Raw genomic sequence first — 25,545 nt, forward strand, 5'->3', positions numbered from 1 at the left:
GAGACGCTAGTGCGGCAGCGCCGACGCCGCGCCTGACGCGGGCAGGGCAGCTGCTTCGGCCGCACTCCTCCGATAGGGCTCACCTGCCGCGTCCAGCACGGGGTAGGCGACCGAGCAGATATGCGAGTGGATGCGACGCAGATCACGCAGCACGTCCAGATGCAGCGACGTGGTCTCGATGGTCTCGGGGCGGCCCTTCCGCAGCCGGTCCAGATGGCGCTCGACCGCAGCAAGCTCGGTGTTGCGCAGCGCCGTCTTCTCTACCAGCAGCTTGCGCGCCTCATTGGCGTCGCCCGACATGAAGACGCCGAAGGCGATCCGCAGCGAATCCATCGTGCGCTTGTGGAAAGCGGCGAGCTCCTCAGCCCCTTCGGCCGAGAATTGGAAGCGCCGCTTGATCTTCTTGGTGGCGAGCTCGCTCAGGCTCTTGTCGATGATGTCGCCGATATGCTCGAGGTTGATGGCGAAGGAGATGATCTCCATCGCGCGCCGCCCTTCGCTCTCGTCGAGGCTGCCTCGCATGAGTTTTGTGACGTAGAGCTTGATGGCCTCGTCCAGGCCGTCGACGAGATTGTCCGTCTTCGAGACCTGGTCGACCAGTGCGCGGTCGCCCGTCATCATCGCGGCCATCACCTTGCGCAGCATGACCTCGACGAGATCCCCCATGCGCAAGGTCTCGCGGGCGGCGTCGGCCAGCGCCAGTGACGGTGTCTCCAGTGCGGTCTCGTCGAGATAGCGCGGGCGGGCCGGATCGGCCTCCTTGACGCGATCGGGCAAGAGGCGGGTCAACAGACGCGACATGATATCGAGCAGACCGATGAAGAGGACGGCGGTGCCGGCATTGAAGGCGATGTGGAAGGCCGCCGTCAGCTTGGCGAGATCGGGCTGCCAGGCGTGCATGTGCTCGGCGATCGCGCCGAGGAAGGGCAGGACGAGAGCAATCCCGATCGCGCGGTTGATGAGATTGCCGACCGGCAGGCGGTAGCTCGCGGGATCGTCGCGCCTGGCGCCCTCGAACACCGGATTGATGGCGCTGCCGAGATTGGCCCCGAGCACCAGCGCCAGAGCCGCGGCAGGCGAGATGAACTGCGAATAGGCCAGCGACATGATCAACAGGACGCTGGCGACGCTCGAATGTACAGCCCAGGTGACGAGAGCGGCGATAAAGATGCACAGAATGGGGTCGCCTGTTATGGCCGACATCACGACGCGCACGCCGGGTGCGTTCTCCGCCGGCGCCAACGTGTCGAGCAGGATGTGCAGCGAGAGCAGCATCAGGCCGAGGCCAATGCAGACTCGGCCGATGTCCTTGATCCGGGATCGCGGGCCGGAGCGGAAGGCGACCAGGCCGAGCACGAACAGCACCGGGGCAACGGCTGCGATGTTGAACGACAGCACCTGCACGATCAGCGTCGTGCCGACATTGGCCCCGAGCATGATGGCGAGGGCGGCAGCGAGGCTGACGAGGCCCTCGGCCGCGAACGAACTGGTGATCAGCGCCGTCGCCGTGCTGCTCTGGAGCAGGGCGGTGAGCCCGAGGCCGGCAGCGAAGGCGCTGACGCGGTTGCTCAGCGCCTTGCCGAGCAGGCGCCGAAGGTCGGGACCGAAGGCGCGCAAGATCCCGCTATGGACCATGTGCAGGCCCCACAGCAACAGCGCCACGCCGCCCATGAGATCGAGCAGAACCAACGTTCCCATGCTCCGTGTCCGGATTGGAGTCGATTGGTGAGGCTAGCGCCAAACGTCGGCGGATCAAACCATTTGTTGGCGCGTCGGCGTTAACGTTTACGGCGCGTGCACGTTCCCCCGGCGCGCGATGGCGCGTCCGCCGGCACGATGCCTTGTGAGCAGGCTCACATTGCCGCTTTCAGTGCAGCGAAGCCGCGATCGAGATCGGCCTTGAGATCATCGACGCTCTCGAGCCCGATGTGCAGACGCAGCGTCGGGCCGCCCGGCGCCCATTTGGTCGCGGTGCGATAGCTGTCGCAGTCGAACGGAATCACGAGGCTCTCGAAGCCGCCCCAGGAGAAGCCCATGCCGAACAGTTTGAGCGTGTCGAGCATGGTGTCGACTGCCTTCTGCGGCGCCGGCTTAAGCACGATACTGAACAGGCCGGACGCGCCGGTGAAGTCACGCTTCCAGATCGCATGGCCGGGATCGGTTTCGAGTGCCGGATGCAGCACGCGCGCGACCTCCGCCCGGCTAGCCAGCCAGCGCGCCATGTCGAGTCCCGAACGATGATGCTGCGCCAGCCGCACCGACAGCGTGCGCAGGCCGCGTAGCGCCAGGAAGACGTCGTCGGGGCCGGCGCAGACGCCGAGCAGGCGGATGCCTTCGGCGACCATCGGCCAGGTCTTTGCGTTGGCGGAGATGGTGCCGAACATGATGTCGGAATGGCCGCCGATATATTTTGTGGCCGCCTGCATGCTGATGTCGACGCCCTGTTCAAGCGACCGGTGATAGAGTGGTGTCGCCCAGGTATTGTCGTCGATGACGAGCGCGTCGCGCCCATGCGCGACCTCGGCGATGGCGCGGATATCTGGCATTTCGAACGACTGCGAGCCTGGCGCCTCCACCAGCACCGCGCGGGTGTTGGGCTTGAACAGCTTCTCGATCCCGGCGCCGATCAGCGGATCGAAATAGGTGGTCTCGATGCCATAGCGGGTGAGCATGCCGTTGCAGAAATTGCGCGAGGGCCGATAGACGTTGTCGCAGACCAGGAGATGGTCGCCGGCGTTCAGCACCGAGAGCAGGGTGGTCGAGATCGCCGACAGCCCCGACGGCACGATGCCGACGCCGGCGCATTGCGGCCCCTCCAGCGCCATCAGCGTCTCCTGGAAAGCCCTGGTGGTGGGGGAGCCGTGGCGGCCATAGGTGAACTCGCCGCGATGGGCGTGCAGGTCCTCGGCGGTCGGATAGAGCACGGTCGAGCCGTGAAACACAGGCGGATTGACGAACCCCTTCTGCGCCTTGGTGTCGCGGCCGGAGGTGACCAGCCGGGTCTCGGCATGCTGCTGGGAGGGGTGCGAGGAATCCATGCGTCTGCTTTCAAAACCGCGTTTCCGCCGGGCGCGTCGCGCCCGCGGGGCTGGCCGAAAGGCCGCCGCCGTTAATAACAGAATACAGAAGAGTCCCGTCAACCCCTTGACCCGGCACGCCAGTCGTTCTGTGATGCGCAGGTGCTATTCAGTCGCCGCATGTTGAGGGGCCTGCTGCGACCTTCGATCCATCGCCTGAACGGACTTCGCGTCACAGCCATCCCGGCGGGCGCCTCTTCGGCGGGACGAAGGTATGGCCTCCCGGGATCGGCGGGTGTTCGGCTAGGTTTTCCAGCATGAGTCTTGCAAGACTAGCCTAGGTACGATTAGCCCTGGCAGAGATGACCCCAAAGACAACGTTCCCGACCTTGAGGCGATTTTGAAAGGCCCAAAGCCCATGAAACGCGTAACCCTGGCTCTCACTCTTGCTCTCGCCGCCGGCCTCTCGGCCCAGGCCGCCGATGCGCAAACGCTCAAGACCGTCAAGGACCGGGGCATGCTGTCCTGCGGCGTCAGCCAGGGGCTGCCAGGCTTTTCATCGCCGGACGACAAGGGCAATTGGACGGGGCTCGACGTCGACGTCTGCCGCGCCATGGCCGGAGCGATCTTCAACGATCCGACCAAGGTCAAGTACGTGCCGCTGTCCGCCAAGGACCGCTTCACGGCGCTGCAATCCGGCGAAATCGATGTGCTCTCGCGCAACACCACCTGGACCATCTCGCGCGACACCTCGCTCGGCGCCAACTTCACCGGCGTGACCTATTATGACGGGCAGGGCTTCATGGTGAAGAAGTCGCTCAAGGTGAACTCGGCGCTCGAGCTCAACAGCGCATCGGTCTGCGTGCAGACCGGCACCACCACAGAGCAAAATCTCGCCGACTATTTCAAAGCCAACAACATGAAGTACGAGGTGATCGCGTTCGGCACCAACGACGAAACGGTCAAGGCCTATGAGGCCGGCCGCTGCGACGTCTTCACGACCGACCAATCGGGCCTGTACGCCAATCGCCTCAAGCTCGCCAATCCCAACGACCATATGGTGCTCCCCGAAATCATCTCGAAGGAGCCGCTTGGGCCGATGGTGCGCCACGGCGACGACCAGTGGTTCGACATCGTGAAATGGACGCTGTTTGCGATGATCACAGCCGAAGAGCTCGGCGTGACCTCGAAGAACGTCGACGAGAAAGCGAAGCTGGAAAGCCCGGAGCTGAAGCGCGTGCTCGGCAGCGACGGCAATTTCGGCGAACAGCTCGGCCTGACCAAGGACTGGGTGGTGCGGATCGTGAAGGCGGTCGGCAATTACGGCGAGGTGTTCGACCGCAACGTCGGCGCGGGCTCGCCGCTCGCCATCAACCGCGGTCTCAACAACCTCTGGAACAAGGGCGGTCTCCAGTACGCGCCGCCGATCCGCTGATCATCCTGATCCGCAGCTCGCGGCGATGAGCACCGAGGCCCGTAAACCGTCGCCCCAGATTGCGCTGAAGGTCAGGCGCGTGCTGGGCGGCAAGGCAGGCTGGAACGGCATTGCCGTCCAGTTTGCCTTCGCGGCGATCCTGGGCTGGATCGGCTATGAGATCGTCTCCAATGCTCGCGCCAACCTCGAAAATCAGCACATCGCCGCCGGATTCGGCTTCCTCCGGAACAATGCCGGCTTCGACGTCAATCAGACTCTGATCTCCTACACCGGCTCGGACACGTTCCTGCGCGTGTTCGTGGTCGGGCTTCTGAACACGCTCGTGGTCTCCGTGGTCGGCATCGTCTTCGCCACCGTGATTGGCTTCATCGTCGCGCTGTGCCGGCTGTCGCCGAACTGGCTGTTGTCGCGCGTCGGCGAGATCTATGTCGAGATCATCCGCAACCTGCCGCTGCTGTTCCAGATCCTGTTCTGGTACCTCGCGGTGCTGGCGGCGTTGCCCAATCCGCGGCAGAGCATTTCGCTGCTCGGCATTGCCTTCCTCAGCAACCGGGGCCTTGTCGTTCCCAGCCCGATCGGCCAGAGCGGTCTCGAGCCGTTCCTGGCGATGCTGGCGCTCGGCTTCGTCGCGGCGCTGGCCTTGCGCATCCACGCGCGGCGCGCGCTGTTTCAGGAGGGGCGGATGATCCGGATCTGGCCCTATGTGCTGGGTCTGCTGTTCGGGCTGCCGCTCGCTACCATCTTGGTGTTCGGTTTGCCCTTCACCTTCGAGCTGCCGCAGCTCAAAGGGTTCAATTTCGCCGGTGGCTCGCGCATCATCCCGGAGTTCGTGGCGCTGACCTTGGCGCTATCGACCTATACCGCCGCCTTCATCGCCGAGATCGTGCGCGCCGGCATCCTGTCCGTCCACAAGGGGCAGATGGAGGCGGGGTCCTCGCTAGGCCTGAGCCGCGGCACCACGCTCCGTCTGATCGTCGTGCCGCAGGCCATGCGCGTCATCGTGCCGCCGCTGACCAATCAATACCTCAACCTGACCAAGAATTCTTCGCTTGCCGTCGCGATCGGCTATCCTGACCTGGTGTCGGTATTCGCCGGCACCTCGCTGAGCCAGACCGGACAGGCGATCGAGATCATCGCGATGACGATGGGCGTCTACCTCCTGATCTCACTCGTCACCAGCGCGATCATGAGCGTCTACGGTTGGCGCGTCAGCCGGAGCCTGGACGCATGAGCGATGTGGCGACGTCCGCCTTCGTCCGTCAGGACCTGGTCGCTGAGCGTCCCGCGCCGGTCCAGACCACGGGCTTCATCGGCGTGCTGCGCACCCGCTTGTTCAACTCGCCGACCAACATCCTCCTCACGATCGTGGGCGCCCTGCTGCTCTGGTTCACCATCGTTCCCTCCGTCAAGTTCCTGATGGTCGATGCGGTCTGGACCGGCAAGGATCGCACGGCCTGCCTCACCGAGAACGTCGGTTTTGCGGTCGGCGCCTGCTGGCCTTACATTCAGGCCAAGCTGCCGCAACTGATCTACGGCTTCTATCCCGAGGCCGAGCGCTGGCGGGTCAATCTCACGTTCGTCTTGGCGGTGGTGCTGCTGATGCCGCTGCTCATTCCCAGGCTGCCGGCGAAGAGTTTGAATGCCGGCCTGTTCTTCATCGCCTTTCCGGTGGTCGCATTCTTCCTGCTGCACGGCGGCGGCATCAAGGGATTTGGCCTGAGCTGGACGGTTGGCCTGCTGCAATTGTTCGACGAAAGCATCATCGGCGCCGGGCAGGCGATGCTCAATCTCAGCAAGACGTCAGCGGTCGCACCGCTGCTGTGGGCCGTCGGGAGCCTGATTGTACTGGTCGGCACGGCGATCTCCTGGCTGATCTTTCCGCTCGTCTGGCTGCGTGATCATGTCCAGAGGACGGGGGAGCCGGTCTGGGCCGATTTCGCCACCACGGCCGTGATTGTCTGCTGGATCGCCTTCCTTCTTGGCGGCGGCGTTCGTACCGGCGGGCGGGCTCTGGCATCCAGTATCGCCACCTTCATTGGCATCGCGATCGTCATCAAGCTGATGGGGCTCGATCGTGGTGGGTTGCCGATCGTGTCAACCAACTTGTGGGGTGGCCTTCTGGTGACGCTGGTGGTCTCGGTCACCGGCATTGTGACCTCACTGCCGATCGGCATCGCGCTGGCGCTCGGCCGCCGCTCCACCATTCCGCTGATCCGGATATTCTCGATCGCCTTCATCGAGTTCTGGCGCGGCGTGCCGCTGATCACCGTGCTGTTCTTTGCCACCTACATGCTGCCTTTGTTCCTGCCCGGCAATTTCACCGTCGACGGGCTCGTGCGCGCCCTGATCGGGATTGCTCTGTTCACGGGCGCCTATCAGGCCGAGAACGTCCGCGGCGGGCTGGCCGCGATTCCGCGAGGGCAGGGCGAGGCGGCGGCCGCCCTGGGGCTATCCTGGTGGAAGACGACCTCCCTGATCGTGCTGCCGCAGGCGCTGCGCCATGTCATTCCGAACCTCGTCAACAGCTTCATCTCGCTGTTCAAGGACACCTCGCTGGTGTCGATCGTGGCGCTGTTCGACCTCCTCGGCTCGCTCCGCGCCTCGTTCTCGGATCCGAAATGGTCGACGCCGTCGACCGCGTTTACCGGCTTTGCCTTCGCCGGCATCGTCTACTTCATCTTCTGTTTTGGAATGTCGCGATATTCGCTGTTCGTCGAGCACCGCCTCAACGCTCACCGCCGCACCTGATGGAGCTCACCATGTCCGACCCCATCGTCAAGATTTCCGGCCTCAACAAATGGTACGGCGACTTTCACGTCCTGCGCGACATCGACCTGGAGGTCCGCAAGGGCGAGCGCATCGTGATCTGCGGGCCGTCGGGCTCAGGCAAGTCGACGCTGATCCGCTGCATCAACGCGCTCGAGGAATTCCAGGAGGGCGAGATCGTCGTCGACGGCATCGAGCTCGGGCCGAACCTCAAGCATGTCGACGCGGTGCGACGCGAAGTCGGCATGGTGTTTCAGAGCTTTAATCTGTTTCCGCATCTCACGGTCCTCGACAATTGCACGCTGGCGCCGATCTGGGTGCGCAACATCCCCAAAAGGGATGCCGAGGCGACCGCCATGAAATTCCTGGAGCGCGTCAAGATTCCGCACCAGGCCCACAAGTTTCCCGGCCAGATGTCGGGCGGCCAGCAGCAGCGCGTCGCGATCGCTCGTGCGCTGACCATGAACCCGAAGGTGATGCTGTTCGACGAGCCGACCTCGGCGCTCGACCCCGAAATGGTCAAGGAGGTGCTCGACACCATGGTCGATCTCGCCGAGGAGGGCATGACCATGCTGGTCGTAACCCACGAGATGGGCTTTGCCCGCGAGGTCGCCAACCGCGTGGTGTTCATGGACGCCGGCCAGATCATCGAGGCCAACACGCCGAACGAGTTCTTCGCGGCCCCGCAGCACGCCCGCACCAAGCTTTTCCTGAGCCAGATCCTGCGCTGACCCCGGGGAATCCCGGGGGCGTCCTCGGCAGCTGACCGGCAGGCCCCGGCCGCGAATCAGTTAGACTCCTTTCCGGGCAATCCTCCGGAGAGACACCTTGCAGAGCAGCGGCGGCGCGCGCGCATTCCAGAACGCGCGATTGCAGAAGAAATTGATGAAGCAGGCGGACGCCATCCTCTCCGCCGCGGCCGCCGCCTATGGCCAGGGCAGATATGCCGAGACCGAGGCGCTCTGCCGTGAGATCCTGAAAGCGATTCCGGATCATGTCGATTCCATGCACCTGCTCGGCATGTGCGCCCATGACCGCCGGCGCCTTGAGGAGGCGCAACAGTTGCTCGAGCGTGTGATCGAGCTCGACCCGCGCTTGCACGATGCCCATAACAATCTCGCCACCGTGCATTTCGATCTTGGTGACTACGAAGAGGCGCGGCGGTGTCAGGAGAGGGCCATCGCGCTGAAGCCGAATTTCGCGGTGGCGCTGACCAATCTCGGCAACACGCTGATGCATTTAGGACTGTACGGACAGGCGCTGGAGCTGCACGAGCGCGCCATCAAGTTGAAGCCGGATTACGCTGATGCATTCTGCAATCGCGGCATGGTCGAGATCTTGCTTGGACAGGTCACTCGCGCCAAGGAAAGTTTCGAGCGCGCCCTGCTGTTTCAGCCGCGTCACGCGGAGGCCATCGTCGGCAAGGGCATGGTCAGCATGGAGCTGCGGCACCACGAAGAGGCGGCGGCCAAATTTGCCATGGCGCTCGCGATCAAGCCCGACTCGCCAAGGATCCTGGCCCAGCGCGGGCGGCTCAGTTACGAGCTGCAGCGCCTGGAGCAGGCGCTTGCGGATTTCGAGGCGGCGCTTGCGATTTCGCCCAAGCTCGAACTGGCTCTCCGGGGGAAGGCACAGGCCTGCCTCGTCATGGGAAAGACCGCGCAGGCGATGGCCGCCGCTACGACCTTGATCGAGCGAAATCCGCGCTCCGAGATCGGGTTGGCGCTGATGGGCTTCGCTTATTCCAACCAGGGGGAGATGGACGCCGCGATCGACTATCTCGATCGTGCGCTGGCCATCCGACCGGACTATGGAGATGCGATCAGAGGCAAGATCTTCTTGCAGGACTACCGCGCCGACGCCGATTTCGCCGTCCAGCAGGCGGTCCGAAGAGACTGGTGGGACCTGATCGGCTCCAAGCTGCCGCGAAGGGAGCTGCCGAAGCGGCCGCTTGATCCGGAAAAGCGGATCGTGGTCGGCTATGTCGCCGCTGAATTTCGGCAACACTCGGCGGGGCTCACCCTGCTGCCGGTGCTGCGCCATCATGATCACGCCAGGTTTGAAATCATCTGCTACTACTCTTGGCCGGGAGAGGACGAGTACACAGCCAAGTTCAAGCAAATGGCGGACGTCTGGGTCGACGCCTGGCAGCTATCAGACGACGAACTCGCCGATCGCATTCAGGCCGACAATGTCGACATCCTGATCGACGTTTCGGGCCACACAACCGCTAACAGGCTGCAGGTGTTCGCGCGGAAGCCGGCCCCGATCCAGGCCACGGGCTTCGGACACGCCACGGGCACGGGCATGCAGACCATGGACTACGTGCTCGCGGATTCCATTTTCATTCCGCCATCGGTTCGGCATCTGTTTGCCGAAAGGATTCACGACCTGCCGTGCCTGATCACGATGGAGCCCGTCGCGGATCTGCAGCCTTCGGAGCTTCCGATGCTCCGCAAGGGTTACGTCACCTTCGGCGTGTTCAACCGCATCTACAAGATATCGGACGATGCGATCCGTGTGTGGTCGCGCCTGATGCGAGAGGTGCCGGGATCCAAGATTGTTCTCAAACATGGTCTGCTCGATGACCCATTGCTGCGCGATGGTCTGATCGCACGTTTCGCGGCCCAGGGCATTGCCGAAGAGCATATCACCTGCATGGGCTCCACTTCGCGCAACGACCATTTGTTGGCCTTTGCCAATATCGATATTTCCCTCGATACGTTCCCGCAAAATGGCGGCATCAGCACCTGGGAATCGCTCTACAAAGGCGTTCCCGTCGTGGCCAGGCTCGGCAACGGCGCTTCCTCGCGTGCCGGTGCCTCTATCGTGACGGCCGTTGGGCTCGGCGACTGGGTCGCCGAGGATGACGAGGGCTACATCGAGATCGCCCGCAAATTTGCGACGCAGCCTGATCATCTGGCGAAGTTGCGCGCGGAGTTGCCGGCTCAGATCGCAGCATCGCCCGCCGGCAATGTCGAGATCTACACGCGTGAGCTCGAAGCTGGTTATCGCCAGTTCTGGCGCGATTATTGTGCTGCCGCCTCGGAAAGCGGCGATGCTGCGTAGGCCGGTCGGGCAGATCCAGCTGCTCCCTGCCAGATGCCGCGCCGAGCCCCGGGAAATACCGGGGCGGTTGCCGATGCCGCCGACCAGCCGGCCCGGCATGCGAATCAGCTAGACTCGCTCCGGGCCATTTCCGGAGAGACATCTTGCAGAGCAGCGCCGGCGCGCGCGCATTCCACAATGCGCGCTTGCAGAAGAAATTGAAGAAACAGGCGGATGGCCTCATCTCTGCTGCCGCAAGCGCCTATGGCCAGGGCCGTTATGCCGAGACTGATGCGCTCTGCCGCCAGATCCTGCAGGCTGTTCCGGATCATTTCGATGCCACGCACATGCTCGGCCTGTGCGGGCAACAGGCCGGGCGGCTGGAAGAGGGGCAACAGCTGCTCGAGCGCGCGGTCGCAATCGATCCGCGTTCGCACGAGGCCCACAACAACCTCGCGACCGTGTACTTCGTCCAGCAGAAGTTCGGGGCCGCTCGCGCTTGTCTGGAGAAGGCGATCGCACTGAAGCCGAATTTCGCACCGGCCCTGACCGGTCTCGGCAACACCTTGCTCCACATGAACCTGCCCGAGCAGGCCATCGAGATGTACGATCGCGCCATCGGGCTGAAGCCTGACTATGCCGACGCGCTCTGCAATCGCGGCTTGGCCGAGCTGGCGCTGGGCCGGATCGAGCGCGCCAAACAGAGTTTCGAGCGCGCCCTGCTGTTCCAGCCGCGTCACGCGGAAGGGCTTGTCGGCAAGGGCGTGGTCAGTATCGAGCTCAAGCACTACGACGAGGCGGAAGCCGCGCTCGAAGCGGCGCTCGCCATCAGGCCCCGTTCGGCGAAGGTCCTGGCGCACCGAGGCCGGCTCCATCTTGCGCGGTCGCGCCCCGAACAGGCGGCGTCGGATTTTGATGCCGCACTCGCGCTTGCACCGAATCTCGAGGCAGCCTTGCGGGGAAAGGCGGAAGTCTCGCTGAGCATGGGAAAGACGGCGCAGGCGATCCTCGCCTGCAAGTCGTTGCTTCAGGAAAATCCGCGCTCGGCGGTCGCGTTGGCGCTGCTCAGCGCCTGTTTTGCGAATCAGGGCGAGATCGCAGCGGCGATCGAACATCTCGACGCCGCGCTGGCAATCGCACCGGATCCGGACCTGATCGCGCGGAAGATCTTCTTTCTCGACTATCTCCCCGACGCCGATTTCGCGGTCCAGCAGGGCGCGCGACGATATTGGGGCGAGACGATTGGCGCCAGGGTGCAGCGACGCAAGCTTTCGCCCCGGCAGGTCGATCCGGACAGGCGGATCGTGATCGGCTATGTCGCTGCCGAGTTCTGGTACCATTCGGCGGCATTCGCGCTGCTCCCGGTGCTGAGCCGCCATGATCGCGCCCAGTTCGAGATCATCTGTTATTCTTGCTCGCCGTCACAGGACGCGATGACCGCCAGGTTCAGGTCGGTGGCGGACGTCTGGGTCGATGCCTGGCAGCTATCGGACGAGGAACTCGCCGATCGTATTGAAGCTGACAAGGTCGATATCCTGATCGACGTGTCTGGTCATTCGACCGGCAACAGGCTGCCCGTGTTCGCGCGCAAGCCTGCCCCTATCCAGGTCACGGGCTTCGGGCATGCCACGGGAACGGGGCTTCAGGCCATGGACTATGTGCTCGCCGATCCCGTCTTCATCCCGCAGTTGGCACGACATCTGCTGACGGAAAAGGTCTACGACCTGCCGTGCCTGATCACGATCGACCCGATCCTGGATGCGCCGCCTTCAGAGCTTCCCATGCTCCGCAAGGGCCATGTGACCTTCGGCGTATTCAACCGCATCAACAAGATCTCGGACGAGGCCATTCGCGTGTGGTCGCAAATCATGCGCGAGGTGACCGGGTCGAAGCTCATCGTCAAGCATACCCTGCTTGACGATCCCTTGGTGCGCGACGGTCTCCTCGCTCGATTCGCGGCACAGGGCATTGCCGAAGAGCATGTCACCTGCCTGGGCTCGTCGGAACGTGCGGAGCACCTGCGGGCGTTCATGGAGGTCGATATATCGCTCGATCCATTTCCGCAGAACGGCGGCATCAGCACCTGGGAATCGCTCTATGCCGGCGTTCCGGTCGTCGCCAAGCTCGGCCACGGTGCCTCGTCCCGCGCCGGCGCCTCCATCCTGACCGGTGCCGGTCTCGATGACTGGGTCACCGAGGATGACGAGGGCTATGCGGCGATCGCCCGCAAGTTCGCGGCACAGCCCGGGCATCTGGCGAAGCTGCGCTCGGAATTGCCGGCCCGGATCGCGCACTCGCCGGCGGGCAATGTCGAGATCTATACGCGCAGGGTCGAGGCGGGCTATCGCCAGTTCTGGCGCGATTATTGTGCGGCAGCCTCGGAACGCGTCGAGGTCGCGTAGACCGCCCGCGCCGCTATCAGACGAACGGCGGTTTGATGTTGCTGCGCTTCTCCAGCCACTCGGGTACTGGAAGGTTCTTGGCGCGCATGAAGTCGGCGTTGAACAGCTTCGACAGGTAGCGGCTGCCGGAATCGCAGAGCACCGTGACGATCGTCTTGCCGGGCCCGAGCTGCTTCGCAAGGCGCATCGCTCCGACGATATTGATGCCGGTCGAGCCGCCGAGGCACAGGCCTTCGTGCTGGAGCAGCTCGTAGATCGCACTTACGGCTTCGGCGTCGGGAATGAGATAGGCGTCATCGACCTTGGCTGTCTCCACGATCGCGGTCGCGCGGTTCAGTCCGATGCCCTCGGTGATCGAGCCACCCGGCGTCGCCTTGGGATCGCCGGTCCTGAAATATTCGTACATGCCGGCGCCGTGCGGATCGGCACAGGCGATGCGGATGCTCTTGTTCCTCTCTTTGAGGTAGCGGCTGACGCCGGCGAGCGTGCCGCCGCTGCCGACCGAGCAGACAAAGCCGTCGACCTTGCCGCCGGTCTGCTCCCAGATCTCAGGTCCGGTGGATTCGTAATGCGCCTTGGCGTTGTCGAGATTGTTCCATTGGTCTGCGAACAGCACGCCATTGGGTTCGGTCTTGCGCAGCTCGTCGGCGAGCCTGCGGCCGACATGCTGATAGTTATTCGGATTGGCATAGGGCAGGGCCGGCACCTCGATCAGCTCGGCGCCGCACAGCTTCAAGAAATCCTTCTTTTCCTGGCTCTGCGTCTCCGGGATCACGATCAGCGTGCGGTAGCCGCGCGCGCTCGCAACGACCGCGAGACCGATTCCGGTATTGCCGGCGGTCGCCTCGACCACGAGGCCACCGGGCTTCAGCTCGCCACGCTTCTCGGCCTCCAGGATCATCCATTTGCCGGCGCGATCCTTCACCGACTGGCCGGGATTCATGAACTCGGCCTTGCCCAGGATGGTGCAGCCGGTCAACTCCGAGGCGCGCGTGAGCCTGATGAGCGGGGTGTTGCCGATGGCTTCGACAACGTCGTTGTTGATGGTCATGTCGGAGGAAATCACTGGCAAAGGGTTGATCAGGTTGGCCAGAACCTAGTGCTTGGGAGCCAAAAGGGAAAGGCTTTTGCGCTGCGGCGAAACCAGCCGAAGCGCCGCCGCAGCACTGGATTCTTGAGAGGGTAAAGCGGGCGATGATGTGCTCGGCCACGAGGGCGCGATATCAGGGGAAGGATATCCCTGACATCTATGAGAGTGCAGAAGACAACGGTCGCAAGAGCGGCTCCCGCGTCAATCTTCGCCTTCGGCAGGATGTCTCGATGGCGAAAGCGTCGATGGCGCGTGGAAGTTTGAGGAGATATCTACACGACGGAGACGGGCTCGTTTTCGGCCAATGACGACATCGTGAGACCAGCCGGCCAGGCGCCGAGACTGAGCTGAAGCCGCATGACGCCCATTGCGAGCGGTGCGCCCGGATCGGGCCGCGCCGGTATCACATGAAATCTTAGTAAGCTTGAACGCGCTCCAGGAGGGGGCCGGAATTGAAGAAATCGCTGCCAGACAGGGATATTTCCCATTTGGCAGGTTCGATAGACGCTTGTCCGAGCCGTCTATCTCGCACCTGCGGCACTGTCCCGCCGTTGCGCACCCGGCTAGTATGAGTCTGAGGTTCCGCAGAAAGCATCACGCTGTGAACGAGTTGTCCAACGCCCCCCGACTCTGCCGCCGCGAATCGGTTAATCCGGCTTCGCGGTGGCGGCTGGATCTGCCCGGCGGGGGGTGGATGTGACACAGGATGTTCCTGCGACCGCCATGCGGCGGTCTCCGGGGTCTGCGTCCTGGACGCGGCGCGCTGCGCGCTGGCTTGCGGCGCTGTGCCTCGCGGCGAATTCGGGCGCTTGCGTGCTGACGCAGGATCTTCCCGATCCCGCGCTCGATGTTCCCACCCAATACAAATACGCCGGCAAAGGGGATGCGCCGCCATCGCTGGATTGGTGGCGCGGTTTCCGCTCCACGGAGCTGACGCAGCTCATGGAGGAGGCGCAGACCGTCAACCTCGACATCGCCGCTGCGGTCGCGCGCATCGTCCAGGCCGACGCCCAGGCGCGGCAGGCGGGCGCGGCGCTGCTGCCGAGCCTGTCCACGGCCGGATCGGAAACCTATTCACGCACCTCGGGCTCCAGCGCCTCCGGCCTGTCCATAGGCGGGCGCGAAGTCGTCAACTATTCGGCCTCGTTGAGCGCGAGCTACCAGCTCGACTTCTGGGGCCAGAACCGCGATGCGCTGCAAACGGCCGAGGAGACGGCGAACGCCAACCGCTTCGATCGCGACACGGTCGCGCTGACGACGCTGGCGGCCGTCGCCAATGCCTATTTCCAGGTCCTGGCCTCACAGGACCGCATCAGGACCTCACAGCGCAACATCGCGAGCGCGCAGCGCATCCTCGATGCGGTCAAGGAGCGGCGCAGGGCCGGCACCGGCACCGATCTCGACGTCGCCCAGCAGGAGAGCGTGCTCGCGAACCAGAAGGCGCTGGTCCCGCCGCTGCGCCAGACGCTCGACCAGAACATCAATGCGCTGGCTGTCTTGGTATCGCGTCCGCCGGAGAGCGTGCGGGTGCTCGGCGGCTCGCTCGACCGGATCGCGATCCCCCGCGTCACGCCCGGACTGCCGTCGGAGCTCCTGACGCAGCGGCCGGACATCCGCCGGCAGGAGGCACAGCTCGCCTCCGCTACCGCAAACATCGGTAATGCCCGCGCGCAATTCTTTCCGACGATCCAGCTGACCGGCAATGGCGGCTATCAGAGCTCGGCGCTGGTCTCGCTATTCCAGCCGCATGCCGCCTTCTTCCAGCTCGTCGGCAGTGCCACGCAGCCGATCTTCGACGGGGGCAGGATCCTCGGCAATTTCGAACTGGCCAAGGCGCGGCAGGACGAGCTGCTCCAGACCTACCGCAAGACCATCGTCCAGGCTTTTGCCGACGTCGACAACGCGCTGTTCTCGATCAAGCAGACCACGATCAAGCTGCAATTGCAGCGCGACGTCGTTGCCGCCTCGCGCCGCGCCTTCGATCTCTCCGAGCAGCAATTGCGCGCCGGCACTGCCGACATCGTGACCGTGCTCAACACCCAACTGACCCTGTTTCAGGCGGAAGACGCGCTGTCGCAGGCCCAACTCGGACGGCTCCTCGCCATCGTCAGCCTGTACCAGGCGCTCGGCGGCGGTTGGGAGCCGAGGATGGAGAAACCGGTCAATGCTCTTTAAGCCGGAGACTAAGAAGGACGCGACGGAGGGCACGGCGAAAAAGTCGCGCGGCCGCGGCCTGATCATGACCCTGATCACGCTCGCGATCCTCGGCGGCCTCGGTTATCTCGGCTGGACCGTCACGCATCAGCAGCAAGCGAACAACCGCAACCAGCGACCCGATCTGCCGGTGCCGGTGCTGGCGGCAAGCCCGCGCATCCAGGACGTGCCGGTTTATCTCGATGGCGTCGGGGCGATCCGCGCGCTCAATACCGTGACCGTGCGCTCGCAGGTGGATGGCAAGCTGATCGCGGTCAATTTCACCGAAGGCCAGGACGTCAAGAAAGGCGACGTGCTCGGCGAGATCGATCCGGCGATCTACCAGGCCCAATACGACCAAGCCGTCGCGAAGAAGGCGCAGGACCAAGCCCAGCTGGCCAACCAGCGCATCGACCTTGCGCGCTACGAGCAGCTTGCCGCCTCCAATGCCGGCTCGAAGCAGCAGGCGGACACCCAGCGCGCGCTGGTAGCCCAGACTGAGGCGCTGGTGAAGGCGGATCAGGCCGCGATCGACAATGCAGCGGCGACGCTGAGCTACACTAAGATCGTAGCGCCGATCTCGGGTCGGGCCGGCCTACGCCAGGTCGACCAGGGCAACATCATCCATGCCTCGGACACCACAGGGCTCGTGGTGATCACTCAGCTGCAGCCGATCGCGGTGTGGTTCAGCTTGCCGCAACAGCAGATCATGCGCGTCAACGCCGCGGCGGCGAAGGGGACGCTCGCGGTCGACGTGTTCGGCAATGACGGCATCACGGTGATCGATACCGGCAAGCTCACCGGCATCGACAACCAGGTCGACCAGACCACTGGCACGCTCAAGCTCAAGGCGGAATTTCCCAACGCCAATTACCAGCTCTGGCCGGGCCAGTTCGTCAATGTCCGCCTCAAAGTCGAGACCTTGACGCAGGCGCTGGTGGTGCCGACCTCTGCGGTGCAGCGCGGTCCGATCGGGACCTTCAGCTATGTCATCGGCGAGGACAACGTCGTCTCGGCCAAGCCCGTGACGGTGACGCAGCAGAACGAGCATGATGCCGTGATCGCCAGCGGCCTCTCGCCGAATGACAAGATCGTCACCACGGGTTTTGCCAATTTGTCCGACGGCTCCAAAGTGATCGTCGGCCGCGACGACCAGACCCCCTCGGCCGATCTAGCCCCGCGCAAGCGCTCGCGCGGGCCGGACGCTCAGAAGAAGGATGGTGCCAAAGAAGGCCAGAAGGAGGGACAAGGCAACGAGGGCGAGTTCCGCGCCAAGCGGAAGAGCAGCGAAGGCGATCAGAAGGGGCAGACCGGACCGGCACCGGGGCCGGGCGCATCGGGAAGTGGAGCCAAGCAGCCATGATCCCGACAACAGCCGCCTGAAGCGGCAGGCGTAGCCCATGGGTGTCTCCGAACCCTTCATCCGACGGCCGATTGCGACCTCGCTGCTCGGCATCGCGCTGTTGATCGGCGGCGCGCTCGGCTACTTCGCGCTGCCGGTCTCGGCGTTGCCGCAGGTCGATTTCCCGACCGTGCAGGTGACGACGCAGCTGCCAGGCGCGAGCCCCGACGTGATCGCCTCGCTCATCACCGCGCCGCTCGAGCGGCAGCTCGGCCAGATCCCCTCGCTGTCGGCGATAAACTCGACCAGCTCGTTCGGCGTCAGCCAGATCTCGCTTCAGTTCGACCTCAACCGCGACATCGACGGTGCGACCCAGGACGTGCAGGCCGCGATCAACGCGGCGGCTGGTGTGCTGCCCAAAACGCTGCCTTATCCGCCGACCTACGCCAAGGTGAATCCGGCGGACGCGCCGGTGATGACGCTGGCGCTGCGCTCGGACACGATCTCGCTGCGCGTGATGAGCGACATCGCCGACACCATTCTGGCGCAACGCTTGAGCCAGATTTCTGGCGTCGGACGCGTTTCGGTGCTCGGCGGGCTGAAGCCGGCCGTGCGCATCCAGGCCGATCTGGCGCGGCTGGCCGCCTATGGCATCGCCATGGAGGACCTGCGCACGGCGATCGCCAATGCCAACGTCTCCGGGCCGAAGGGATCGCTCGACGGCGCGCAACAATCCTACATCATTGCCGCCAACGACCAGATCGCCGCGGCGGACGCCTACAAGCCCGTCATCATTGCCTATCGCAATGGCTCGCCCGTGACCATCGCCGACGTCGCGCAGATCGTCGACGGCCTCGAGAACGACCGCACTGGCGGCTGGTACCAGGGCACGCCGGCGGTCATCATCGACATCCAGCGCCAGCCCGGCGCCAACGTCATCGACGTCGTCAGCCAGATCCGCGCCGAGATCCCCAAGGTGCAGCGCGCGATTCCTGCCGGCGTGAACCTCACCATCGTCTCCGACCGCACCGTCACCATTCGTGCTTCGGTCCATGACGTGCAGTTCACCTTGATCCTGAGCGTCGTGCTGGTGACCCTGGTGGTGCTGCTGTTCCTGCGTTCGCTACGGGCTACGTTGATCGCAGGCGTGGCGCTGCCGCTATCGCTGATTACGAGCTTCGGCATCATGTATTTTGCCGGCTTCAGCCTCGACAATCTCTCGCTGATGGCGCTGACGATCGGCACCGGCTTCGTCGTCGACGACGCCATCGTCATGATCGAGAACATCGTCCGCCACATGGAGAATGGCGAGAGTGCGATGGAGGCCTCGCTGAAGGGCGCCAGCGAAATCGGCTTCACGGTGATCTCGCTGACGGTGTCGCTGATCGCGGTCTTCATTCCGCTGTTGTTCATGTCCGGTCTCGTCGGGCGCATGTTCCGCGAATTCGCGTTGACGCTGACCATCGCCGTCGTCACCTCGGCGGTGGTCTCGCTGACGCTGACGCCGATGATGTGCTCGCGTCTGCTTAAAGCCGCCCACGAGGAGCTGGCGGTGCCGGGCCTCGCCGCTGTCAGCCGTTTCATCGACCGCACCGTCGAGGCCTATCACCGGACGCTGCTGTGGGTGCTGGAACGCCAGCGCGCCACCTTGGTCGTAACCTTTGCCACGCTGGTTGCGACCCTCGTCCTCTATGTCGTCGCGCCAAAAGGCTTCCTGCCGCTCCAGGACACCGCCTCGATCACGGCGGTGACGGAGGCCGGGCCCGACGTGTCGTTCGCGGAGATGCAGAAGCGGCAAGCCGAGGCCGCCGCCGCCATCAAGGCCGATCCCGACGTGGTTGGCGTGGTCTCCGTGATCGGGGCGGGCTCGGTCAACCCGACCACCAATGTCGGGCGCATCGTGATGACCTTGAAACCGCGCGGCGAACGGCGCGACGATGTCGCCGCGGTCGTGATTCGCCTGAAGGAGAGGGTATCTGGCATTCCCGGCATGACGGTCTATTTCCAGCCGGTGCAGGACGTGCAGATCTCGACCCAGTCGAGCCGCTCGCAATACCAGTACACGCTGACCGGCACCGATGCGACGCTGGTCTCGGAATGGGCGGGCAAGCTGGTGGCGGAGATGCGGCGGAATCCGCTGTTCCGTGACGTCTCCTCGGAGGCGCAGGAAGGCGGGCTGCGGGCGCAGCTCGACGTGGATCGCACGCGGGCGGGGCAACTCGGCGTCAGCCTCCAGGCCATCACCGACACGCTGAACGACGCCTTCGCGCAGCGGCAGATCTCGACTATCTACGGCCAGGCCAACCAGTACCGAGTCGTGCTGGAGGCGCTGCCGATGTACCAGCGCGACCCTTCGATCCTGTCAAAGCTCTATCTGCCGGGCGCCGCGAGCACCACCGTCGGCGCGCCAAGCGCCCAGGTGCCGCTGTCGGCCGTGGCGACGCTGAAGCGCACCACGGCGCCGCTCGCGATCTCGCACCAGGCGCAATTCCCCTCCGTGTCGCTCAGCTTCAATCTTGCGCCGGGCGCGGCGCTGGGCGATGCGGTCGAGGCGGTCAAGACGATCGAGACCCGGATCGGCATGCCCAACAGCATCGTCGGCGTCTATGCCGGCGATGCCGCCGAATTCGCCAAGGCGCTGGCCGGCCAGCCCTGGCTGCTGCTTGCCGCCGTCATCACCATCTACATCGTGCTCGGCGTGCTCTATGAGAGCTACATCCACCCGATCACCATCCTCTCGACGCTGCCCTCGGCCGGCGTCGGCGCTATCCTGGCCCTGGTGCTGTGCGGCCAGGACCTCTCGGTGATCGGCCTGATCGGCATCATCCTCTTGATGGGCATCGTCAAGAAGAACGCGATCATGATGATCGACTTCGCGCTGGAGGCCGAGCGCAGGCAGGGCATGTCGCCGAACGAGGCGATCGTGCAGGCCTGCCTCTTGCGCTTCCGTCCGATCATGATGACGACGCTGGCGGCGCTGTTCGGCGCGCTGCCGCTGGCGATCGAGAGCGGCACCGGCGCCGAGCTGCGCTTTCCGCTCGGCATCTCCATCATCGGCGGCCTGCTGCTGAGCCAGTTACTGACGCTCTATACCACCCCCGTGATCTACCTCGCGCTCGACCGCATCAACCGCCGCCTCGAGCAGGCGCTGCCGCCGGCCGAATCCGGCGGCCCGCCGATTGCCGGCGCGACCGAGGGGATGCAGTGATGGCATCGATCTCGGAGCCCTTCATCCGCCGCCCGGTCGCGACCACGCTGCTGTCGATCGGGTTGTTCCTGCTGGGTGTCGTCGCCTACCAGTTCCTTCCCGTTGCCTCGGTCCCGAATGTCGACTTTCCCGCCATCTTCGTCTCTGCCAGTCGCCCCGGCGCCGATCCGTCCGTGATGGCCGCGACCGTGGCCTCGCCGCTGGAACGGCGGCTCGGCGAGATCGCCGGCATCAACCAGATCACGTCCACAAGTTCGCTCGGCACGACCAACATCCAGCTCCAGTTCGACATCGGCCGCAACATCGACAAGGCCGCCCGCGACGTGCAGGCAGCCATCAACGCCTCGCTCGTCGATCTGCCCAGCGACCTGCCGACGCTGCCTCGCTTCCGCAAAGCCAACACGGCCGGCGCGCCCGTCTTCGTGCTCGCTTTGACCTCGAAGACGCTGTCGGCCAGCGCGATCTACGACGTCGCAGATACGGTCATCGCGCAGCGTATCTCACAGGTGCCTGGTGTCGGCGACGTCACGGTCTCCGGCGCCGACCAGCCGGCCGTGCGGGTGCAGCTCAATCCCGTCGCGCTGTCGAATGCAGGTATCGCCACCGACGACGTCAGGACCGCGATCATCAACGCCAACCCGCTCGGTCCCGTCGGCATCTTCAACGGCGAGCGCCAGAGCGAGACGCTGGCCCTCAATCGGCAGATGCGCACGGCGAAAGAGTTCCGCGACATCGTCATCAAAAGCTCCAACGGCAATTTCGTGCGGCTGTCCGACGTCGCCGATATCGAGGATTCCGTCCGCAACGCCCGCTCGATCGCCTGGTTCAACAAGCAGCCGGCGGTGCTGATCCAGATCACCAAGCAGGGCGACGCCAACGTCATCGGCACGGTCGATCGGGTGAAGGCGCTGATCCCCGCGCTGAAGCAGTGGATCCCGGCCGGCGTCGAGATCTCGACGCTGGTCGATCGCACCGGTACGATCCGCGCCAGCGTCCTGGATATGCAATGGACCTTGCTGGCAACCGCGCTCCTCGTCATGGTCGTGGTGTTCGTGTTCCTGCGGCGGCTGACGCCGACGATCGCAGCGGGCATCTCGGTGCCGCTGGCGCTGGCCGGCACCTGCGCCGGCATGTGGGTCGCGGGCTTCTCGATCGACAATCTCTCGCTGATGGCGCTGGCGATCTCCGTCGGCTTCGTGGTCGACGACGCTATCGTCATGATCGAGAACATGTTCCGCAATCTGGAGCACGGCATGCGGCCGTTTCGGGCGGCGCAGGAGGGTGCGAAGCAGATCGGATTTACCGTGGTCTCGATCAGCCTGTCACTGATCGCAGCGTTCACGCCGTTGATCTTCATGGACGGCATCGTCGGCCGTCTCCTGCGCGAATTCTCGCTGACGCTGACCTTCGCGATCCTGGTCTCGACGCTGGTGTCGCTCACGGTCACGCCAATGATCTGCGCCCATTACATCCGGCAGACCACGTCCGGCACCGCGACGTTGTTCGACCGCCTGATCGAGGGCTCGCTGTCGCGCATCGTCGCCTTCTACACCCGCACTCTGCGCACCGTACTGGAATTTCCGCTGCTGACGCTGCTCGTATTCTTCGCCACCATCGGCCTCACGGTGACGCTCTACATCAAGGTGCCCAAGGGCTATTTCCCGACCGATGATTCCGGTTTCATCATCGGCGCGACCCGCGCTTCGGCCGACATCTCGTTCCAGTCCATGCTCGGCCTCCAGCAGCGGCTCGCCGACATCGTGATGCAGGATCCGGCCGTCGCCGGCATCGGCTCGACCGTCGGTAGCGGCGGCGGCCCGGGGGCGGCGACCTCGAACCGCGGCACCATGTTCATCAGCCTGAAGCCGCCGGAGGAGCGCGAGCACGTCTCGACGCAGGTCGTCATCGACCGTCTCAGGCGCGCATTGTATCCCGTGCCCGGCATCCGCCTGTTCATGTTCGCCGCCCAGGACGTGCGCGCCGGCGGGCGGCAAAGCGATTCCGACTACCAGTACACGCTGACCAGCACCGATCTCGGCCTGCTGCAGAAATGGGCGCCGATCGTGGCCAAGCGGATGGAAAGCATCGAGGGCATCACCGATATCTCCAGCGACCGCGATCCCGGTGGGCTCCAGCTTACGCTCAGCATCGATCGCCAGAAGGCCTCGGCGCTGGGCGTCAGGGTCCAGGACATCGACAATGCGTTGAACAACGCTTTCGCGCAGCGGCAGATCGGAATCATCTACACCCAGCGCAACCAGTACATGACCGTGCTGGAGATCGACCCGAAATTCCAGGTCGATCCCTCCAATCTCGATCGCATCTATGTCGCCGGCGCCGGCGACGCTCAGGTCCCATTGTCGGCCGTGGTGCACGCAACGCGCGGACTTGCCGCGCTCGCGGTTTATCACTCGCAGTCGTTCCCCTCGACGACAGTCTCGTTCAACCTCTTGCCGGACGTGCCGCTCCAGGCCGCGACGCAAAATATCCAGCGTGCGGTCGAGGAATTGCACATGCCCGAGGGCATCCGTGGCAGCTTTGACGGCAATGCCGGCGATTTCGCCAAGACCAGCGGGCGTCAGCCGCTCCTGATCCTCGGTGCGCTAGTCGCGATGTATATCGTGCTCGGCGTGCTCTATGAGAGCCTTGCCCACCCGCTCACGATCATCTCCACGCTACCGTCAGCCGGCCTCGGCGCGCTGCTTGCGCTTCAACTGACCAATACGCCGCTGACCGTGATCGCCTTCGTCGGCATCATCCTGCTGATCGGCATCGTGAAGAAGAACGGCATCATGATGGTCGACTTCGCTCTCGATGCCGAGCGCCAGCGCGGATTGTCGTCGGCGGAGGCGATCTTCGAGGCCTGCCAGGCGCGCTTCCGCCCGATCCTGATGACGACAATGGCGGCGCTGTTCGCCGGCATTCCGCTGGTGGTCGCGACCGGCCCCGGCACGGAGCTGCGCCGACCGCTCGGCATCACCATCATCGGCGGTCTGTTCGTCTCGCAGATCCTGACGCTCTACACGACGCCAGTGATCTACCTCCTGATCGACCGTCTGAGACGGCGAACCGCGCCGCGCCCGCTGCCCGCGCCGGCGGAATAGGTTGTTGAAGCGTCGCTTGGAGCGTATAGCGGCGCCATGTCCAACCAGCCCGCTGCCGCGCCGACCGAGCCGATCCCCGAATGCCCGCACTGCCAGAAGCCGATGCCGCTGTGCATCTGCGACACCGTCACGCCCATTGAAAATCGGCTGTCGCTCCTGATCCTCCAGCATCCGCAGGAACAGGACAGGGCGCTCGGCACCGCGCGGCTGCTCGCTAAGCATTTCGTAGATGCCACGCTGCGCGTTGGCCTGTCCTGGCCGAGCCTGTCCAAGGCGCTGGGCCGGCCGGTCGAGAATGCCGCGCGGTGGGCCGTGCTCTATCTCGGCTCGGCTCGCGCCGCCGATCTCGAGGCCGAGGGCGAGATCGTCGCGCTCAACCGCAAGGGTGAGATCGCGGACAACCAGCGCGCGATCCTCGGCAAGCTCGAAGGCGTCGTGCTGCTCGACGGCACCTGGAGCCAGGCCAAGGCGCTGTGGTGGCGCAATCCCTGGATGCTGAAATGCCAGCGCGTGATCCTGAACCCGGCGCACCCCTCGCGCTACGGCCGCCTGCGCAAGGAGCCACGCCGCGACGGTCTTTCGACCATCGAGGCCGCGGCGACGATCCTCGCGGCCGTCGAGCGGCGTCCCGATATCGCCGACACCCTGCACGCCAGTTTTGAACGACTGTTGACACGCTACCGCGAGGTCCAGGCCGAGATGCCGGAACTGGCGCCCAAACCTGCCCCGAAGGGCCGCCGCGACTTCCGGCGTCGCAAACGAGCCTGACCCAAGCCTACATCGTGCTGCGCGTTCTCGCCTGCATCTACCAACCGACCGATGGGGTAAAGGGACAGCTGGCCCATCGGGGTTGCCTAAACCTTTCATCCCCTATATTGCTCCGGCCTTACGGGGCCACGTGGCGGAGTGGTTACGCAACGGTCTGCAAAACCGTGTACACCAGTTCAATTCTGGTCGTGGCCTCCATTACAAGCTACGGAAACTGCTTGTAGACTTCATTCGGTCTCAGTTCCGCTGATCCGGCCGGCCAGCGGATTGCAAATTCTAGGTAGCGGCGCACAGCAAGACCGGTCCCACCGAGTTCGCGACAGTACGGCGGCCCGCTGATGTCTCTGGGCCGAGATTGCTGTTCGAAACGGCTCTGCGACGAGAGGCGTGTCGGTCAGTCGCGGTGACCCCCGGGCTAGTCTAGGACGCGCCGAAGCGCCCCCGAAGAGAATGGATTCTCCACCTAATCCTAGTGCAGCACGCGGGCGGCTTCGGCGAGCCGGACTTTCTCTCTGAGATCTTCAAGTTCCTCGATTGCGTCTAACAACGCGAGCAGCTTGTCGCGGGCAGCATGTGTCAAATTGGACTTCGGACGCTTTGAAATACGAGCTCGCTGTCCCATCAGTGCACGCCTCCATGCTTGGGCAGGTCCAATAGGCAAGGAGCGTGCCTGTCCCGCAAAACCACGCCTATCAATCGAGCGCTGGAAAGATCGTGGGTGGCATCGTCCGATCTATCCCGAAATCCGAGCTGGAGGGAGCTCGACTCATTCGTGGGGCGCGCGATGCTTAACAGCATCGTTCAAAAATCCCGCAAGGGCGGGACGCTTCCGTTTACGATGAAGGTAGTCAGCAGGCTGCGTACCAGCCGTCCGGAAAGGGGAGGAGAGGCCAGGCGCCCTCATTATCATTGGCGGCCCTGGGCGTTGCGACGCACGACCACGAACGGGGCACGAATTCCTCCTTCGGCGCGGGCGTGCAATCTTCGTGAATCATGGCGCCCCCGACGGCATCCAGCAGCAAGTTGAATTCGGCTTCGCTCATCGCACCCTCCGGAAAGCAGACGGCCCAATATCGCAAAGCCGGCTTGTTTCCCGATTGACCCGGTCGTTCGCATTTTAACGATCCGGCGCTCGGGTCCCGATTGGTTAGCGAGTCCTGAAAATCCCCTTG

General features: G+C 64.4%; 16 protein-coding genes and 1 tRNA gene. 12 read left to right on the forward strand and 5 right to left on the reverse strand.

Features of this window, described 5'->3' with window-relative positions; genetic code table 11:
- Positions 1–6: 6 nt before the first annotated feature.
- Both IVA78_RS07410 and metC read right to left on the reverse strand, forming a co-directional pair.
- A complete protein-coding gene (locus tag IVA78_RS07410; RefSeq protein WP_247281056.1) occupies positions 7–1,698 on the reverse strand; it encodes a Na/Pi cotransporter family protein in 1,692 nt (563 codons plus the stop codon).
- 155 nt (positions 1,699–1,853) lie between these two features.
- Positions 1,854–3,038: a cystathionine beta-lyase gene (gene metC, locus IVA78_RS07415; RefSeq protein ID WP_247464931.1), complete on the reverse strand. Its 1,185-nt coding sequence runs from the start codon at positions 3,036–3,038 to the stop codon at positions 1,854–1,856.
- Between the two features lie 397 nt (positions 3,039–3,435).
- On the opposite strand from metC, the gene IVA78_RS07420 reads away from it, so the two are divergent.
- The 6 genes from IVA78_RS07420 to IVA78_RS07445 all read left to right on the forward strand — a co-directional run bounded on the left by IVA78_RS07420 (position 3,436) and on the right by IVA78_RS07445 (position 12,668).
- Positions 3,436–4,452, forward strand: coding sequence for an amino acid ABC transporter substrate-binding protein (locus tag IVA78_RS07420; protein WP_247464934.1), 1,017 nt, complete (start codon positions 3,436–3,438; stop codon positions 4,450–4,452).
- Between the two features lie 25 nt (positions 4,453–4,477).
- A complete protein-coding gene (locus tag IVA78_RS07425) occupies positions 4,478–5,683 on the forward strand; it encodes an ABC transporter permease subunit (protein ID WP_247281059.1) in 1,206 nt (401 codons plus the stop codon).
- A complete protein-coding gene (locus tag IVA78_RS07430) occupies positions 5,680–7,200 on the forward strand; it encodes an amino acid ABC transporter permease (RefSeq protein WP_247281060.1) in 1,521 nt (506 codons plus the stop codon). The genes IVA78_RS07425 and IVA78_RS07430 overlap by 4 nt, the downstream gene beginning before the upstream one ends.
- An 11-nt stretch (positions 7,201–7,211) precedes the next feature.
- Positions 7,212–7,949, forward strand: a complete 738-nt coding sequence (locus IVA78_RS07435; RefSeq protein WP_247281061.1) for an amino acid ABC transporter ATP-binding protein — start codon at positions 7,212–7,214, stop codon at positions 7,947–7,949.
- A gap of 97 nt (positions 7,950–8,046) precedes the next feature.
- Positions 8,047–10,287, forward strand: a complete 2,241-nt coding sequence (locus tag IVA78_RS07440) for a tetratricopeptide repeat protein (RefSeq protein ID WP_247281062.1) — start codon at positions 8,047–8,049, stop codon at positions 10,285–10,287.
- A 143-nt stretch (positions 10,288–10,430) separates the two neighbouring features.
- Positions 10,431–12,668: a glycosyltransferase family 41 protein gene (locus IVA78_RS07445; protein ID WP_247449070.1), complete on the forward strand. Its 2,238-nt coding sequence runs from the start codon at positions 10,431–10,433 to the stop codon at positions 12,666–12,668.
- Positions 12,669–12,684: 16 nt separating this feature from the next.
- Here IVA78_RS07445 and IVA78_RS07450 read toward each other — a convergent pair whose 3' ends face one another.
- Positions 12,685–13,719 (reverse strand): cysteine synthase A, encoded by a 1,035-nt coding sequence (locus IVA78_RS07450; protein ID WP_247281064.1) that lies wholly within the window; start codon positions 13,717–13,719, stop codon positions 12,685–12,687.
- A 762-nt stretch (positions 13,720–14,481) separates the two neighbouring features.
- Here IVA78_RS07450 and IVA78_RS07455 point away from each other — a divergent pair.
- The 6 genes from IVA78_RS07455 to IVA78_RS07480 all read left to right on the forward strand — a co-directional run bounded on the left by IVA78_RS07455 (position 14,482) and on the right by IVA78_RS07480 (position 24,571).
- Positions 14,482–15,933 carry an efflux transporter outer membrane subunit gene (locus tag IVA78_RS07455; protein WP_247281065.1) on the forward strand — a complete coding sequence of 484 codons (1,452 nt, stop codon included), beginning with the start codon at positions 14,482–14,484 and terminating at the stop codon, positions 15,931–15,933.
- Positions 15,923–17,314 carry an efflux RND transporter periplasmic adaptor subunit gene (locus IVA78_RS07460; protein WP_247464937.1) on the forward strand — a complete coding sequence of 464 codons (1,392 nt, stop codon included), beginning with the start codon at positions 15,923–15,925 and terminating at the stop codon, positions 17,312–17,314. Before IVA78_RS07455 ends, IVA78_RS07460 begins: the two co-directional genes overlap by 11 nt.
- Positions 17,315–17,351: 37 nt before the next feature.
- The gene (locus tag IVA78_RS07465; RefSeq protein ID WP_247281067.1) at positions 17,352–20,501 is read left to right on the forward strand and encodes an efflux RND transporter permease subunit; all 3,150 of its coding nucleotides are present in this window, start codon (positions 17,352–17,354) and stop codon (positions 20,499–20,501) included.
- A complete protein-coding gene (locus IVA78_RS07470; RefSeq protein WP_247281068.1) occupies positions 20,501–23,605 on the forward strand; it encodes an efflux RND transporter permease subunit in 3,105 nt (1,034 codons plus the stop codon). The genes IVA78_RS07465 and IVA78_RS07470 overlap by 1 nt, the downstream gene beginning before the upstream one ends.
- 36 nt (positions 23,606–23,641) lie before the next feature.
- The gene (locus tag IVA78_RS07475) at positions 23,642–24,373 is read left to right on the forward strand and encodes a tRNA-uridine aminocarboxypropyltransferase (RefSeq protein ID WP_247464940.1); all 732 of its coding nucleotides are present in this window, start codon (positions 23,642–23,644) and stop codon (positions 24,371–24,373) included.
- 124 nt (positions 24,374–24,497) lie between these two features.
- A tRNA-Cys gene (locus IVA78_RS07480) sits at positions 24,498–24,571 on the forward strand.
- Between the two features lie 271 nt (positions 24,572–24,842).
- On the opposite strand, the gene IVA78_RS07485 is transcribed toward IVA78_RS07480, so the two are convergent.
- Together IVA78_RS07485 and IVA78_RS07490 are read right to left on the reverse strand one after the other, a co-directional pair.
- Positions 24,843–24,995, reverse strand: coding sequence for a hypothetical protein (locus IVA78_RS07485; protein ID WP_247281070.1), 153 nt, complete (start codon positions 24,993–24,995; stop codon positions 24,843–24,845).
- A gap of 226 nt (positions 24,996–25,221) precedes the next feature.
- A complete protein-coding gene (locus IVA78_RS07490; protein WP_247281071.1) occupies positions 25,222–25,416 on the reverse strand; it encodes a hypothetical protein in 195 nt (64 codons plus the stop codon).
- Positions 25,417–25,545 lie beyond the last annotated feature (129 nt).

This window comes from Bradyrhizobium sp. 137, from assembly GCF_023074095.1.
Lineage (GTDB): Bacteria > Pseudomonadota > Alphaproteobacteria > Rhizobiales > Xanthobacteraceae > Bradyrhizobium.

Excerpts from the sequence above, each read along its gene's own strand:
- IVA78_RS07420 (WP_247464934.1), top strand. The coding sequence starts at position 3,436 with ATGAAACGCGTAACCCTGGCTCTCACTCTTGCTCTCGCCGCCGGCCTC.
- IVA78_RS07465 (WP_247281067.1), top strand. The coding sequence starts at position 17,352 with ATGGGTGTCTCCGAACCCTTCATCCGACGGCCGATTGCGACCTCGCTG.
- IVA78_RS07455 (WP_247281065.1), top strand. The coding sequence starts at position 14,482 with ATGCGGCGGTCTCCGGGGTCTGCGTCCTGGACGCGGCGCGCTGCGCGC.
- IVA78_RS07450 (WP_247281064.1), bottom strand. The coding sequence starts at position 13,719 with ATGACCATCAACAACGACGTTGTCGAAGCCATCGGCAACACCCCGCTC.
- IVA78_RS07490 (WP_247281071.1), bottom strand. The coding sequence starts at position 25,416 with ATGAGCGAAGCCGAATTCAACTTGCTGCTGGATGCCGTCGGGGGCGCC.
- IVA78_RS07475 (WP_247464940.1), top strand. The coding sequence starts at position 23,642 with ATGTCCAACCAGCCCGCTGCCGCGCCGACCGAGCCGATCCCCGAATGC.
- IVA78_RS07485 (WP_247281070.1), bottom strand. The coding sequence starts at position 24,995 with ATGGGACAGCGAGCTCGTATTTCAAAGCGTCCGAAGTCCAATTTGACA.
- IVA78_RS07460 (WP_247464937.1), top strand. The coding sequence starts at position 15,923 with ATGCTCTTTAAGCCGGAGACTAAGAAGGACGCGACGGAGGGCACGGCG.
- IVA78_RS07425 (WP_247281059.1), top strand. The coding sequence starts at position 4,478 with ATGAGCACCGAGGCCCGTAAACCGTCGCCCCAGATTGCGCTGAAGGTC.
- IVA78_RS07410 (WP_247281056.1), bottom strand. The coding sequence starts at position 1,698 with ATGGGAACGTTGGTTCTGCTCGATCTCATGGGCGGCGTGGCGCTGTTG.
- IVA78_RS07435 (WP_247281061.1), top strand. The coding sequence starts at position 7,212 with ATGTCCGACCCCATCGTCAAGATTTCCGGCCTCAACAAATGGTACGGC.
- metC (WP_247464931.1), bottom strand. The coding sequence starts at position 3,038 with ATGGATTCCTCGCACCCCTCCCAGCAGCATGCCGAGACCCGGCTGGTC.
- IVA78_RS07470 (WP_247281068.1), top strand. The coding sequence starts at position 20,501 with ATGGCATCGATCTCGGAGCCCTTCATCCGCCGCCCGGTCGCGACCACG.
- IVA78_RS07430 (WP_247281060.1), top strand. The coding sequence starts at position 5,680 with ATGAGCGATGTGGCGACGTCCGCCTTCGTCCGTCAGGACCTGGTCGCT.